The sequence below is a fragment of the Runella sp. genome, from assembly GCF_027484545.1.
Lineage (GTDB): Bacteria > Bacteroidota > Bacteroidia > Cytophagales > Spirosomataceae > Runella.
The window spans coordinates 1-14599 of the sequence record NZ_JAIXST010000100.1; the positions used below are offsets into that span (position 1 = coordinate 1).

General features: G+C 43.8%; 13 protein-coding genes. 1 reads left to right on the forward strand and 12 read right to left on the reverse strand.

Going from position 1 to position 14599, the window contains the following annotated elements:
* Nucleotides 1-78: 78 nt before the first annotated feature.
* From Q0081_RS08945 to Q0081_RS08960, 4 genes are all read right to left on the reverse strand, one after another.
* Nucleotides 79-405: a LuxR C-terminal-related transcriptional regulator gene (locus tag Q0081_RS08945; RefSeq protein WP_298351680.1), complete on the reverse strand. Its 327-nt coding sequence runs from the start codon at nt 403-405 to the stop codon at nt 79-81.
* Between the two features lie 313 nt (nt 406-718).
* Complete coding sequence (locus Q0081_RS08950; RefSeq protein ID WP_298351683.1) at nt 719-1228, reverse strand: metallophosphoesterase; 510 nt, start codon at nt 1226-1228, stop codon at nt 719-721.
* A 58-nt stretch (nt 1229-1286) separates the two neighbouring features.
* A complete protein-coding gene (locus Q0081_RS08955; protein WP_298351686.1) occupies nt 1287-2453 on the reverse strand; it encodes an NRAMP family divalent metal transporter in 1167 nt (388 codons plus the stop codon).
* 128 nt (nt 2454-2581) lie between these two features.
* Nucleotides 2582-4261 (reverse strand): fatty acid--CoA ligase, encoded by a 1680-nt coding sequence (locus tag Q0081_RS08960; RefSeq protein ID WP_298351689.1) that lies wholly within the window; start codon nt 4259-4261, stop codon nt 2582-2584.
* Between the two features lie 231 nt (nt 4262-4492).
* Here Q0081_RS08960 and Q0081_RS08965 point away from each other — a divergent pair, with 231 nt between their 5' ends.
* A complete protein-coding gene (locus tag Q0081_RS08965) occupies nt 4493-6880 on the forward strand; it encodes a TonB-dependent receptor (protein WP_298351692.1) in 2388 nt (795 codons plus the stop codon).
* Between the two features lie 6 nt (nt 6881-6886).
* On the opposite strand, the gene Q0081_RS08970 is transcribed toward Q0081_RS08965, so the two are convergent.
* The 8 genes from Q0081_RS08970 to Q0081_RS09005 form a co-directional block, all read right to left on the reverse strand.
* Nucleotides 6887-7621, reverse strand: coding sequence for an SDR family oxidoreductase (locus tag Q0081_RS08970; RefSeq protein ID WP_298351695.1), 735 nt, complete (start codon nt 7619-7621; stop codon nt 6887-6889).
* Nucleotides 7618-7800, reverse strand: a complete 183-nt coding sequence (locus Q0081_RS08975) for a hypothetical protein (RefSeq protein WP_298351698.1) — start codon at nt 7798-7800, stop codon at nt 7618-7620. The genes Q0081_RS08970 and Q0081_RS08975 overlap by 4 nt, the downstream gene beginning before the upstream one ends.
* Before the next feature lie 75 nt (nt 7801-7875).
* Nucleotides 7876-8451 carry a Crp/Fnr family transcriptional regulator gene (locus Q0081_RS08980; RefSeq protein WP_298351701.1) on the reverse strand — a complete coding sequence of 192 codons (576 nt, stop codon included), beginning with the start codon at nt 8449-8451 and terminating at the stop codon, nt 7876-7878.
* Nucleotides 8452-8494: 43 nt separating this feature from the next.
* Nucleotides 8495-9487: a DUF2279 domain-containing protein gene (locus Q0081_RS08985; RefSeq protein WP_298351704.1), complete on the reverse strand. Its 993-nt coding sequence runs from the start codon at nt 9485-9487 to the stop codon at nt 8495-8497.
* Complete coding sequence (locus Q0081_RS08990; protein WP_298351707.1) at nt 9415-11502, reverse strand: VWA domain-containing protein; 2088 nt, start codon at nt 11500-11502, stop codon at nt 9415-9417. Before Q0081_RS08990 ends, Q0081_RS08985 begins: the two co-directional genes overlap by 73 nt.
* Before the next feature lie 11 nt (nt 11503-11513).
* Nucleotides 11514-12260 carry a 3-oxoacyl-[acyl-carrier-protein] reductase gene (fabG, locus tag Q0081_RS08995; protein ID WP_298351711.1) on the reverse strand — a complete coding sequence of 249 codons (747 nt, stop codon included), beginning with the start codon at nt 12258-12260 and terminating at the stop codon, nt 11514-11516.
* Nucleotides 12261-12347: 87 nt separating this feature from the next.
* On the reverse strand, nt 12348-12923 hold the full coding sequence (locus Q0081_RS09000) for an SIS domain-containing protein (protein ID WP_298351713.1): 576 nt from the start codon (nt 12921-12923) through the stop codon (nt 12348-12350).
* Nucleotides 12924-12973: 50 nt separating this feature from the next.
* The gene (locus tag Q0081_RS09005; RefSeq protein ID WP_298351716.1) at nt 12974-14506 is read right to left on the reverse strand and encodes a maltokinase N-terminal cap-like domain-containing protein; all 1533 of its coding nucleotides are present in this window, start codon (nt 14504-14506) and stop codon (nt 12974-12976) included.
* Between the last annotated feature and the right edge of the window lie 93 nt (nt 14507-14599).

Sequence of the window (14599 nt, forward strand, 5' to 3'; positions counted from 1 at the left end):
GGCTGGTCAGAAAGTCGCTATCCTTTTCCAAATTGGACAAGTGGCACAACTTGGCGATTGGTTGGTGCTTTTGGCAATTCAACTTGGAGAGGCAGCATTACATTTGATACACCGCCAATTTTTGAGGGGTTCGAGCAAAGAGCGGTACTTGATGGCAAAGCGTAAAAGTGCTCCTTTTCCTGTTTGGTTTAGCTTGTCTCCCATGCGGGTTTTGTAGTTTTCTACGCTTTTAAGCTCAATACCAAGCTTTTGGGCTAAATCTTTGTTGGAAGAAGCTTCAATGAGAAGTATGAGCAAATCCAACTCACGTTGGGTAAGCGTTGTTAGTAAGAAAACGTCTTCGTCTTTTGGAAATGGGCTGTTATGAATGCAACGAAGGAGGTTTTGAATAGTTAGTTTAGGCATAATTCAATGATTATAAGCTCAAAAATGAACTTAGTGAATACCTTAACAAAAAGCAACTATCAAAGTAGGGGAGAAGCCCAGTGTTACCACCGAGTAACTATAAAACACAAATGAACCATATAATATTGCGTTTTTAAAGAAAAGATGCAAAAAAAATAAAAATACCCCAAAGTGGAAGAATATTATTTGGTAATTATCTTTTTTGCACTTTTAAACTATCCGGGACGATAATGCAGCGTATGTTGATTTTTGCATTCATGTTCGGTTCTTTGAGAAGATCAATTGTAGGTAGAATATAAATGAACACAATAAGTTACACCATTGCGCCTCGTTTTCCCAATTCGATGGCTTCCAAATGAGTGATTTTACGATTGTCCAGTGTAAATCGCAGTAGGGTGCGGATTTTATGAAATCCTTCCTGCCCCGCTGCACCCGGGTTGAGATAAAATAGATTGTTCAGAGCCGGGTCACGCATTACCCGTAAAATGTGCGAGTGACCGCAGATGAAAATATCCGGTGTATTGGTCTTTAATTCGGGCCGGACTTGCGGATTGTATTTAGGGGGAGCGCCACCGATGTGTGTCATCCATATCCGGAATCCTTCCAGTTCAAACCGTTGATGTTCAGGAGCTTTCCACTGTACTTCTTTGGGGTCAATATTTCCGTAAACGGCGCGTAAGGGTTTAAATTCCTCCAATTTTTCAAGGATTTCTACTTTGCCTACATCGCCGGCGTGCCAGATTTCATCGCACTCTTTGAAATAGTCAAAAATAGCGTTGTCTAAATAATAATGGGTGTCGGAGAGAAGGCCAATGCGGGTCATTTTTAATTACGAATTACGAGTGCAGAATGTCGAATTTTGAAACAGTGCGGAGGGAATATTAAATAATAGCTTTTAAGGCCATGCCGCTCATGATGAGTACGACCAGCCAACCGGCGATTTGAAGCCAAACGGGATGTTTGTAATTTCCAATCAATCGTTTGTTGCGGGTGGCGATGAGCATGACTGCCAGGGCAATAGGTAAAATAAAGCCATTGATGGTGCCTACAAATACTAAAATCTGCACCGGTTTGCCTACTACAAGAAACACAATGGTTGAAATGGAAATAAAAGCAACGGTCAAATAACGATGATTTTTTTCTAAAACGGGGTGAAATGTTCGTAAAAATGAGATAGACGTATAAGCCGAACCAATCACCGACGTAATCGCCGCACTCCACATCAGTACCCCAAATAACCGATAACCTACCTGTCCTGCTGCGAGTTGGAAGACTGAAGCAGGAGGGTTGTCTTTGCTCAAAACTAACCCCGTTGCTACTACGCCCAACGTTGCCAGAAACAAAAAATACCGAATGATAGAAGTAATCAAAATTCCCGTGGTGGCGCTATGATTGACCTGAGGCAATGCATCTACCCCTTTTACTCCCGCTTCCAACAGCCGGTGGCCACCCGCAAAAGTAATGTAGCCGCCTACGGTGCCTCCGACGAGCGTAATGGTGGCAATCGGGTCAAATTTTTTGGGTAAAACCGTTCTGACAAGCGCTTCTCCAACGGGAGGATGAGCCGAGAAAACGACGTAAGCAATGAGCAAAAGCATCAGGATACCCAAGTATTTGGCAAAATTATCCATGGCTTTTCCCGCTTCCGGAAGCAGGAAAAGAGCAATACCAATCAAGGCACTTGCGATGGCACCAACTTTTACATCAAGCCCGCTCATGACCTCAATTCCTAATCCTGCGCCGGCTACGTTGCCGATGTTGAATGCTAATCCACCGATTACAATTAAGAAAGAAAGCAGATAACCCAGTCCGAAAAAAAGGTCGTTGGCAATGTCCTGAGCGCGTTTTTCAGTGACGGCGATAATGCGCCAAATATTAAGTTGAGCACCTAAATCAAGCAGAATGGAAAGCAGAATCACAAACCCAAAATTGGCCAGTAATTGCTGAGTAAAAACGGTTGTTTGCGTGAGAAAACCGGGCCCAACGGCCGATGTGGCCATGAGGAAAGCTGCTCCGAGGAGGGTATTGGTGATTGATGTTTTTTTCATTAGGGTCTATTTCTGCGCAAAATCGCAAAAAATAGAACACGGATTGAACAGATTGAACAGATTCATACGGATAAATTCTAATAAAATCCGTGCGAACCCGTTGTATCCCTTCAATCCGTGTGCCATTATTACCCCAAAATCATTTCCTTCATTTCGGCCCGAATCCGTTTTTTGTCTAATTTTCCTACCGACGTTTTCGGAATTTCAGGTACAAATTTGATGTGGTCGGGAACGTACCATTTATTAATTTCGCCCGAATCTACTTTTGCTTGAAGCACGGCTTTGATGCTTTCGGGAGTTAATTTGTCTTGGTAATCAGGTTTCACAACAATAATGGCGTGAGGTCGCTCGCCCCATCTGGGGTCAGGGAAACCAATCACTGCCGACTCGGCCACGCCTTCTACCTGTGAAAGTAGGTTTTCAATGTCCAATGACGATACCCATTCGCCTCCTGTTTTGATCACATCCTTGACGCGGTCGGCAATGGTGACGTAGTAATTAGAGGCAATATGGGCGACGTCGCCCGTGTGTAACCAGCCACCTGCCCATAGTTTCTCGGAAGAATCGGCATCTTTGTAATATCCTTGCGTCATCCAAGGGCCACGAGCTACGAGTTCGCCCACGGTTTCACCATCGTGTGGCAAGAAGTTTCCGTCGTCGTCCATGAGCCGTAATTCTACAAACGGAGCGATTCTTCCTGCTTTGGTACGATAATCAAGTTGTTCTTCGGGCAACATTGCCAATTGCTCGTCGTTGAGGTGTACTACGCTCATAATCGGAGCAGTTTCCGACATACCATAGCCTTGCGATACGTTGATACCCAAGTCTAATGCGGCCTTGGCCAAACCACGGGTCAGCGCTGAACCGCCAATCAACACGTTCCATTTACTTAAATCTATTTGTTTGGCAACGGGGCTGTTAACCAGCATATTCAGAATTGTAGGTACACAATGGGAGAAAGTGACTTTTTCTTTAACCAATAGTTTCAACAACATTTCTGGCTCGTAACGACCTGAATAGACTTGTTTGAAATTGAGCATCGTCGCTAAAAACGGGAACCCCCAGCCGTGAACGTGGAATAGGGGCGTAATGGGCATATACACGTCGCGGTTGTCAATGGGCAAAGCGCGGTAGCCTGGAAAATAAGCCAACAAACAAAAAGTGTGCATCACCAATTGGCGATGTGAAAAATAGACGCCTTTTGGGTTGCCTGTGGTGCCTGTGGTATAGAAAGTTGTCGCCAGACTGTTTTCATCAAAATCGGGAAAATCGTAGATTTCGGAAGTATCTTTGAGTAAGCTTTCGTACTCGCCTACTAACGGGAAAGAAGTCGTAACTAACTCGGCCTCTGGATTTTGATAGACTTTATCGCTGACGATAATGTACTTCTCAACCGTTGTCAGTTGGCCTTTGATGGCTTCGATGATAGGCACAAAATCTTCGTGAATCACGACAAATTTATCTTCGGCGTGATTCATTGTATAAAGAATCTGCGCGGGAGAAAGTCGAATGTTGATGGTGTGCAAAACCGCTCCCAAACAGGGAATGGCAAAAAAGCACTCTAAATAGCGGTGACTATCCCAGTCCATCACGGCCACGGTATCACCTGCTTTCACACCTGCTTCGGTGAGTACATTGGCGAGTTGGCGCACGCGTTTATCAAACGTATGGTAGTTCATCCGAAATAAATCCCGGTACACAATCTCGCGTTGGGGATTGTATTTAGTGACTTGATCGAACAGCATTTTTATAATCAGCGGAGGATCGTAAGCTGAAGGGGTACGGGGAACAATTCGGGTCTGAATCATGGATTGGTTAACGGTTTGTTGTTTGGGTAAAATTATGTTTTTTCTTTGAAAAGGCATAGAAAAGTCAAGAGTACTATCTATATACAGGGAAAATTGATTTTTGGGTGATTGGATAGGTCTTTAATTTTAATTTATCTGCTATTTTTCAACAGAGTTAATTCTTAAACGTCGGTGCAGTTGTGCCAATTACCGGATATTTTTATCTTGCCTCAAAAATAGACTATGCCTTTTATGAGAATCCATTTCATTTCTTTCCTGCTTCTTCTAAACGTCTCTCTTTTTGCCCAACATAAAACGCAAACCATTCGTGGAAAAGTAATTGATCGGGTAAATCGTCAGCCGGTGGCAGGGGCTTCAGTCATCATAATAGGTACAACCCAGGGTACTCAAACGGATGCTTTAGGAGAGTTTTCCATTTCCAATGTTCGTATTGGGCGCACGGCTGTTAAATGTTCTATGGTAGGTTATGAGCCCTATTCGACCGAAGAATTTATCCTCAATTCAGTGAGGGAAGTTGTGTTGAATCTGGAATTGAAAGAAGCATCGTACGATTTGCAGGAAGTAAAAGTAGTCTCGGCCCAAAACCTCAATCGGCCTGTCAATGACCTTGCCTATGTGAGTGCGCGGTCGTTTACGGTAGAAGAAACCGAACGAATACCCGCTTCGGTCAATGACCCCGGACGTATGGCGTTGGCTTATCCGGGCGTGAAAGCAGGTCGCGATGAAAATGAGAATAAAATTGTGGTGCGCGGTAATTCGCCTTTCGGAATTTTATGGCGACTCGAAGGGATTGACATTCCTAACCCTAACCATTTTGCACAACCGGGGTCGGGTGGCGGCGGCATTACGGTTTTTAGTGCCCAATTATTGGGTCGTTCCGATTTTTTTACGGGAGGGATGCCCGCCGAGTACGGCAATGCGCTTTCGGGGGCTTTTGATATTCGTTTCAGAGAGGGAAATCAGCAAAAGCGAGAGTATCGTACCAAACTCGGTATTTTGGGGTTAGACTTTTCGACTGAGGGTGCGATTAAAAAAGGACGTTCGTCGTATTTGGTCAATTATCGTTACTCCACGCTTGGTTTGTTGAGTCAAATGGGTTTCTATTTAGTGGGCGAACGCGTTACGAATCAGTTTCAGGATTTGTCGTTTAATCTAGCTTTTCACAGCAAGGATGCTAAAAAAACAACTACCGTTTTTGGTTTAGGAGGCTTAAGCACCGAGCATTATATGCCGGTGGAAGACCCCGAAAAGCGTGTTTTGGGGAAATCTGACAACTGGGAAGACCGCCTCAGACCCGCCAATATGGGGGCGCTGGGAGTAACGCACACGGTCAATATCAATGAAAAATCGTCGTGGAAATACGTGGTGGCGATTATCGGCAGTAGTATCAATCGGAATTCTGATACGCTCAACCTTCAGAATGTTCGATTTCGATACGATACCCAAAAATATGATGAGTTTCGAGTAGCTGCCACGGCGACCTACAACTACAAATTTGACGCTAAAACTCGTTTGAAAGCAGGTGCTATCCTGAATCATATTCGGTTCGATTTTTTCAAAGAGACTGCTCCGAGGGCGTCAGTTACGGATATTAATGTTCTTAACGCTGGCCGACAACAGTCTGTTCGGGGAAATGGTAGTACACAAACAGTGCAGGCTTACGTGCAGATAGTCAGAAACTTATCTAATAGACTCGTGATGAATGCAGGGCTTCATTCGATGTATTTATTGTTAAATAATACCGCTTCGCTTGAGCCGCGTCTTTCGTTTCAGTATCGTAGCCCCAAGGCACATTCGGTAAGTTTGGCGTATGGTTTGCATAGTCAGTTGTTACCCATGAGTACGTATTTTTATACCCGAAAAGATACCATTGCGGGGAAAATTACGGAGTCGAAACCCAATCAAAATCTGGCTTTCCCGCGTTCTCATCACTTGATTTTGAGTTATAACTACATCACTCCGAGCCTATGGAAATTTTCGGCCGAAGTATATGCGCAATTTTTACGAAAAATATTGGTTGAGCCCCAAACGGGTTCGACGTATTGGATGATGAACAACTCCGAAGGATTTCCCGAATTTACGACTGTTGCGAAGGGAAAAGGTACCAATTACGGAATAGATTTGGCCGTTGAGCGTTTCTTTTCCAAAAAATACTATTTACTCCTGACGGGTTCGGTGTTTAATTCTACGTACCAAACAGCCGACGGCACTACCTACAATTCGGCTTTTAACGATCGCTTTAGCACTGCGCTTACTTTTGGACGAGAATTTATGTTTAAAAATGGTTCGGTATTTCAGATTGGAGCGCGAACCATGTACAATGGCGGCTATCGTTATACCCCGTTAGATGCAGCAGCATCAGCCAAAGAAAAACGATTTGTACCGCTCAAAGGCGCCGAATATCAAGCGCAAGCACCGGCGTATTTTAGAATGGATGGGCGGGTTTCTTACCGTTCTAATCGAAAAAAATACGCTACGGTGCTATCGCTCGACGTGCAGAATGCCACCAATTACATCAACGTCACCAGTACAAGCTATAATCCCGTTACCAACTCGCTTGAGCTGCGCCGTACGGGAAATGGATTTGTGCCAATTTTGAGTTATCAAATTGATTTTTAACGGTTTCTATAAACCATTTTTCATAATTCTATCGGCAAGTGCGGGCGCTAACCTTTGGATGAGGCGTAGGAGTTTTGTTTTTCCGATACTGATTTCAAACTTGTCTTTCGCAAAACCGTGCATAAACTCATCCACTAATTGTTTGGGAGTGATTTTCCCCTTTCCCCGTCCTTCGGTCATAGGAGTTGATACCAATGCCGGAATGATTTCAAACACTTTTACGGACGTGTTTTCCAATTGATACCGTAATGCTTTGGTGCCGTTGTGTATCGCGGCTTTGGTAGCGCAATAGATAGGCGCTGACTTTTTGGGAGCAAACGCCAATCCCGAAGAGACATTGACGATGGCAGCTTCGGGTTTTTGAAGCAACAAAGGCAATAATCCATACGTAATCTGAAACGGACTAATTAAGTTGATCCCAATCTCGGAAGCTATTTTATGGCATCCTTTCTTTTCTTCGAGGAACGAATAGTTGTATTGAACACCTGCATTGTTGATGATGTTGATGTTTGGGTATTTTTCCAAACAGGTATCTACAAGATTTTTAACGGATTGACTATCAGCTAAATCGCATTGAATGGTTTCGATGCCGGCAAAGCGTTCTTTGAGGTTTCTTAGGTTAGCTTCATTGCTTGAGGCTACAATCAATGAGTTGCCTAATTCATAGAATTGCCCAACCAGTTCAAGTCCAATACCTGACGTGCCTCCTGTGATTAGAATGGTATTTCCTGTAGTTCTCATCGAGCTTCTTTTTTAAATAGTTCATTAAATTCCAGAAAAGCGCCTTCCTGCCCTACAATGATGTCTTTGATTTCAAAACAGGTGTACGTTTTTTGATTTTCCATTTCTTCGGGTTTTGTTTGAGCATGACAGATTACTATTGCAGAAAATAGCAATAAAGCGACTTGTAAATGCTTCATTTTTAATGGATTGATTTTGATTTCCTGCAAAACTATTCCCGTTTTCAGCAGGAAGCATTTACATAGGTAAAGAAATTACTTTTGAGAGAGTTTTTTTCTGATGCGGCTCAATTGGGTAGGAGTAATGCCTAAGTAGGAAGCAATATGGTATTGGGAAATAATCTGCTCTAAGCCGGGATATTGTTTTTGAAAAATAGCGTACCGTTTATCGGCGTCGAGCAATACAATTTCAATTTCTCGTTCTTCTTTGTCAACAAAATAGAACTCAGCTAATTTTCTGGCCACTCGTTCTAAATCAGGGAGGGAATTATACAGTGCCGATAATTCTCTAAAATCCGCCGTTAGCAGTTGGCAGTCTGTCAAGGCTTGCTGGACGATTTTGTTGGGCTTGCCCGTGATAAGCGAAGCATATCCTCCCACAATAGAATGAGGCACAAAAAAGTGTTTGTTGTATTCAGTTCCTTCCGAATTTCGGTAAAAAGCCCTGACAACACCTGATTTTAAAAAACCGATTTTAGCAGCTATCTGCCCTTCATCGATGAATAGTTGGCTTTTCTTGAGCTGACTTTCGGAAAAGAGCACACGTACCTTTTCCCATGTTTCGTCGGTAATGGGTGAGATTGCATTAAAATAAGTGCGAAGCTCGTTCAATGGAGTAAATGCGTTTTGAGAAACAGAAAGGGCGTTTTTGACTCTAAAAATACAACCAATGTCCCTTAACTCCTTGTTTTCGGTTGAATTCTAAGGCCGGGGCGGGGACTTTGAGCGTATTGAGCATAAAGAAGAAAGCCTTCAATGCTTTATGACGGGTAGGAATGCGCCGAAAATCAATATCCAATGACAGGTAATATTGCCGATAGGGGTCGTAACCCAGCGATTGGCTTTTTTCTACTTCGGCCCCTACCATATTCTGAATTCCGTAACCCAGTGAAACATTGAGCCATTTGGGAAGATTGGAGTGAGGGGCGAAAGAAGCTAAGTTGACGGAAAACCAATAGGTTTGACCGTTGTAATCTTTGAGCCATTGTTCACTTAAATTACGTCCCAACAGTTCGGGGCGGATTTTGGCTAATGAAGTAGGATGAAAGGAAAACTTGGGTTGGATGCGCTCTTCTCCCCACAACGCATATTGACCCAAATACAGGGACGGGCCGATAACATTGGCAACCATATCGCTGGGTGAAAAACCATAGATTGGATACTGAAACCCGTCCAAAATTTCAATCGGAGTAAGGAAAAGAAAACCTGATAAAGCACCATACAAAGCGGCTTGTTTGCGTGTAATGCCCGTTTTTTGATAGATGCCAGCTGTATTGCGGCAAATTTGGTAGGCCGTAAAAAAATGCCCGACTTTGTCCAACTGCTTCCATTCGTGAGCGTCGTCACTGACGTTGAATTTGCTGAATGAATTGGTTTTGTACCAAGCTTTGCTCAATCCGTAAATGGATCCGGTATAAGCTACGCTTTCTACTGCTAAAATCCAGCGTAAAGTGCGGTAGTTAGGGCGCGTGGTATCTGATTGAGCGAGAACACTTAAGGTGCAAAGTGTAAAGTGTAAAGTACAAAGTGCAAAGTATAAAACCTTTCGACTTTCTACCTTTTCACCCTGCACTTTTAATAACTGCCTTGGTATTTTCTCGTTCCCCATTCCAACGTCGCTAAAAGTAGTAACAAGAAGAATAACCACTTGTTTTGGATTAATTCTGACAGGTCTTCGGTACTGTCCAATCGATCGGGGGCCTTGTTTTTAAGAAGATATTCTTTCAAACTTTCAATTTGGGCTACTTTCACAAATTGTCCGTCCGTTTGCTGAGAAAGCGAACGTAATAGACTGAAATCTGCCGTTAGATTGAGGGTTTCAAGGGCCAAATCGCGGACGATAAACTGCCCGGTCACGCTCTCAATTTTGTCTTTTATGCTTGTTGTCGCTTTGTATTGATAGACACCTTCCGTCAAGCCGCTCAATTCAAAACGTGAGTTGCCTTCTGTGTTTGTATACGTATAAGATTGCGTTTTGCTGCGCTCATTAGTGATTTCGAGACGGATACTTTGACCGTACGTTCTTTCGTAAATGTCGTTATACACTTCTGTCTCGAAAGCTACTTTGTCGCCTGCATTGTACTCATTCGCAAGCGGATACACCCGAAACTTACGTTTGTCGTCTTTTACCGAAATCAATTGCATTACTTTTTGGAGCAACTCATCTACCGCTTCCTGTTTTTCGGTCAGGGCGTATTCTTCGAGTCGCCACTGCCAAATACCTTCCCCTGCCAGCACCGCAGATTTACGAGTGCCGCCGGTATTAAGCATCAAAAGAGGTTTTCCTGTTTTTAAATTTCCAACGTTTTGATAGAGAACAACTTCACTTCCTGGCAATAAGCGATATTCGCCAAAAGGAACGGTAAGCGGTGGCATTTTTTCCAAAATACGTAGCCTCTCAGGGTCCAAATTGAGGAGTTTGAAGTTGGGATTAAAACGTCCCGTTACTTTGTCCACTTGTCCCGGATTGGCACTGATGGATACTGCTGAGTTTAATTGACTTACTTTGGTGGTATTGGATTGGCTTCCCAGGATAAAAAATACGGGCGTATTGTCACGCTGTAAATAGCGCTGAATAATATCACCGCCTATGTTAAACATATCGGGGAGTTGATGAAGCACAATCAAATCGTATTTCTTGTCGGGATAGGTTTCGGCGTTCGGGTTGACGCCAAAGATCTTTACATCTACCTCATAATTAAGGTTTTTCTCCAAAACGGTCCGAATTGCCTTGATGTCGGGGTGGGTGGCTAAAGCCAACAACAATACTTTCTCTTTTCCATCAATAATATCCAAATACACATCGCGGCGGTTGTTGCGCGTCGTGAATTCACCTTTGAGGGTTTCAACTTCTACCACGTAATGTTGCACTCCTTTTACGTTGGAAGCAGTCTGAAAGGTGAGTTGTTTAAAATCATCTTTTTGCCCAAAAGACACTCGCTGAGTGCTCAGTGTACTTCCATTTTGGCGAAGCGAAACCGTAACGGTTTGACCTTGAAAACCGCCGGCAACAATGTCGGCCTGAATAGGAAACTGATTGCCTAAATATGCAATTTTATTGGCCGAAATGGCTTTGATACTAATGTCGCGTTTTGAGAGCGTATCTCCCACACCGATGCTGTGAACGCGGAAAGGATAGTTCGTATAAGTAGGCGATAATCCCTGATTGCTGATACCGTCGGTGAGCAAAACTACGTCGGTCAGGTTACGGCCTTCGTAGTTGTTTTTGGCACTGCCTAACAAGTCAGACAAGTTGGTGCTGGTGCGGTCAAACTTCAGTTTAGGCAGTTCGTCTTGGTAGTTTTCGCTGTTGAGGGTCTGTACTGAAACTTCCAGACCTTCATCAGCCAAGGATTCCCGGAGACTTGCCAAAGCGGCTAAAGCTTTGGTACCGTAGTTGCCTACCGATTCAGAATTATCAATTGCCAATACGACTTTGGGCTTGTCAGACAGGGTTTGAATGCTGCGCAAAAGTGGATTGAGCAACAAAAACGCGATAATACTGACCAACGCCCCGCGAAAGGCGGCTAAGGCATAATTAACAGGTTTGCTCCAAATGGGTTTGGGTTGGTACAGAAAATAGGCATATCCTATCCCTGCCAGTAAGCAAACTCCAACGTACCATAATGGTGTTTGAAAAATAATCTCAGCCGCTAATATCATTTGTTTTGTGTTTACATCACCATACCGCCATCAACCTGCAAAACTTGCCCTGTGATGTATTTAGACAAATCTGATGCCAAAAATACTGCACAGTCGGCAACTTCTTCAGGACTGCCGCCGCGTTTAAGCGGAATACTCTGTTTCCATTCTTCAATGGCTTTTTCATTCAGTTCTCCTGTCATTTCGGTTTCTATAAAACCGGGTGCTATGGCGTTAGAACGGATATTTCTTGAACCGAGTTCTTTGGCCACTGATTTTGTGAAACCAATCATTCCGGCTTTTGAAGCCGCGTAATTGGCCTGTCCTGCATTGCCGGTTAATCCTACAACCGACGTAATGTTGATTAAGGAGCCGCTTCGGGCTTTCATCATGACCCGAGTGACGGCTTTGGTCAGGTTAAAGATGGACTTTAGATTAACGCGAATTACTTCGTCCCATTGTTCTTCGGTCATGCGCATCAACAAACCATCGCGGGTAATTCCTGCATTATTTACGACAATATCAACCGTGCCAAAATCGGCTACTACCTGCGCAATGAGGTCTTCGGCAGATTTGAAATCGGAAGCATCGGAGCGATATCCTTTTATTTTGGTGCCAAACTGTTGGAGTTCTTCCTCCAATGCCTGACCTTTTTCAACACTTGATAAGTACGTGAAGGCAACTTGAGCGCCTTCCTGGGCAAAACGAGTGGCAATGGCTTTTCCAATGCCGCGCGACGCGCCTGTTACGATTGCTACTTTATTTTGTAAAAGAGACATTCTTTGAATTGTGAATGAGTGATTTAGTGAATTGTGAATGACGGGGCCCGCAGCGGCGTACCGTGCCCGTGCGGTGAATTGTGGGGCTCACTTTGGAAATACGTTGGCTTCTACAATTTCGCATAGGATATGCCCAAGCAAAATGTGGCATTCTTGGATGCGAGGGGTATCTTTGGAAGGAATATTGAGTAAGAATTTACTTACACCCTTCATTTTGCCGCCGGTTTCGCCCGTCATGGCTACGGTAATCATGCCAAGTTGATTAGCGACTTCCAACGCTTTTACCACGTTGGTAGAGTTGCCGGAGGTTGAAATACCTACCAAAACGTCTCCTTCACGACCCATTGCTTGGATCATACGTGAATAAATAACATCGTAACTATAATCATTGCCTACCGCTGTCACATAAGAGGAATTAACGTGAAGTGCTTCGGAATAGAGCGGCGGACGGTCGTAGTAAAAACGACCGCTGAATTCGGCGGCTAAGTGTTGAGCATCAGCAGCACTGCCTCCGTTTCCGCAAAAAAGTACTTTTTTGTCGTTTTTGAAGGCAATGGTCATTGCTTCGGCTACCTGAGCTACCGTGTCAATGAGAGTTTGATCTGATAAAACGCGATTTTTGGTGTCGATAGAGGCTTGAATAATGGACTGAATATTAATCATTAGGGAAGTTGTTTAATGATAACCGCAAAAATAGTAAAACTTAACTACGATTACTGCCCTAATCGACTAATTCGTATCTTTGGTTCTTTCAACTTTTCGATTTCCCGAATCACTTCTACAATGCCCCGTAACGGAATATTTACCCACGAAGGACGGTAACTGATTTCGTAACCGAGTTCATAAACGGCTTTTTCCAGTAAAAAGAACAGCAATAAAAAGTTGATTTCATTTTGACTTTTAAACAACGGATGCGGCCAGCCAAAGGCATCCAAATAAGCATCCATGTAGCTGTCACGGATGAGTTTGTACCAACGGTCGGATACGGTTTGGAGTTTTTCGGAAGAGATATTTTTAGTTTCGTGGCTTTCAAACAGCTTGGCACTAACCGCATAATGATAACTGCGAATCATACCGGCCACGTCTTTGAGCGGGCTGTGTTTGATTCTTCGGTCGGAAATACTGGCTTCAGGTTCACCTTCAAAATCAATGACAATAAAGTCGCCGTTGTCGGTTAAAACCTGCCCCAAGTGATAATCGCCGTGAATACGAATCCTGAGCGAATCCAGAGGACGAGTCAGCATTTCGTTGGCAAAACTGTCAATCAACTCGCGGGCTTCCATAAAAATCCAAGCCAGACATTGCGTGGGTTTGTCCAGCTTTGTATAATTTTCAATCAGCAACGCGTAGCGGCGATTCAATAAATCCGTAAGGCGATTTAATAAAAATTGTCGATAAGAGTCGTCAAATTTTTCGGGAGCAAAAGCGGCGTCGGCCTCCGGAGAATAGAGTCCCAAGTGCATTTCGCCCGTTCGTTTTCCCAAAAGAGCCACTTGGTCAAACACATCTTCCTTAATACCGAACATTCCATTGGGGACGCCGTACATAAAATCGTTAAGAAAATCGCCCGTTAATACCCAATTGTCTTTATCGGCACGAATTGCCTGCTGCATCATGCCCAAGGTAACATCGGGTTGGCCTTCGCGTTGCCACGTTATGCTGCCGGCATAGGCAGGAATGTTGCCAAAATCAGAATGTTGGGTCAAAAAACTCACCATTTCAACCTCGGGGTTGGTTTGGTCGAACAATTTACGGTAGAGTTTCATGAAATATTTGCCGCCAAACAGCATGGCCGAATTACTGGAATCTACGGGCAGCACGCGGCTGTCTATGCTTTCAGGTGCGTCCGTATCGGAGAGGCCGCGACCTTTCTGAAAGTGTAGAGTGTAAAGTGTAGCGTGTAAAGTATGACTCAAAAAAATATTTTTATACAATTCGCTTCTAAACCCGTCGTCATAAATAGCGTCAATCAATTGCGTTGTTTCACCTTTTTCCAAAACCCCCTTTACATCAATTTCTATATGAGCAGAAATTTGAGTAACAGGCAATTGATAAAACTCAGAAGGGCCATCGTGATAGGTAGCTTCCACTATCAAAATATGTGCTTCGCCCATGGGTAAGGCATTGCGAATATAAAATCCGTTCTGTACCCGGGCTTTGCCTGCAAACCAACGGCAGGTGTTGAAATAAACCGGGAAGACATTGCTTTCTAAATGGGCACTCAGTGTTTGGTCAAGAGTTATCATCAGTGGTTAAGTAATTGAGTTGAGCGATGGAAGGCAGCACATTTTTGAACGGGTAAATATACATAAGTAGAAGTGAGTAGCGAGTAGAAAAGG

Bases quoted from the DNA above. Each gene is read 5' to 3' on its own strand.
- Q0081_RS08955 (WP_298351686.1), bottom strand. From the start codon at position 2,453: ATGAAAAAAACATCAATCACCAATACCCTCCTCGGAGCAGCTTTCCTC.
- fabG (WP_298351711.1), bottom strand. From the start codon at position 12,260: ATGTCTCTTTTACAAAATAAAGTAGCAATCGTAACAGGCGCGTCGCGC.
- Q0081_RS08950 (WP_298351683.1), bottom strand. From the start codon at position 1,228: ATGACCCGCATTGGCCTTCTCTCCGACACCCATTATTATTTAGACAAC.
- Q0081_RS08960 (WP_298351689.1), bottom strand. From the start codon at position 4,261: ATGATTCAGACCCGAATTGTTCCCCGTACCCCTTCAGCTTACGATCCT.
- Q0081_RS08975 (WP_298351698.1), bottom strand. From the start codon at position 7,800: ATGAAGCATTTACAAGTCGCTTTATTGCTATTTTCTGCAATAGTAATC.
- Q0081_RS09005 (WP_298351716.1), bottom strand. From the start codon at position 14,506: ATGATAACTCTTGACCAAACACTGAGTGCCCATTTAGAAAGCAATGTC.
- Q0081_RS09000 (WP_298351713.1), bottom strand. From the start codon at position 12,923: ATGATTAATATTCAGTCCATTATTCAAGCCTCTATCGACACCAAAAAT.
- Q0081_RS08965 (WP_298351692.1), top strand. From the start codon at position 4,493: ATGAGAATCCATTTCATTTCTTTCCTGCTTCTTCTAAACGTCTCTCTT.
- Q0081_RS08945 (WP_298351680.1), bottom strand. From the start codon at position 405: ATGCCTAAACTAACTATTCAAAACCTCCTTCGTTGCATTCATAACAGC.
- Q0081_RS08990 (WP_298351707.1), bottom strand. From the start codon at position 11,502: ATGATATTAGCGGCTGAGATTATTTTTCAAACACCATTATGGTACGTT.
- Q0081_RS08970 (WP_298351695.1), bottom strand. From the start codon at position 7,621: ATGAGAACTACAGGAAATACCATTCTAATCACAGGAGGCACGTCAGGT.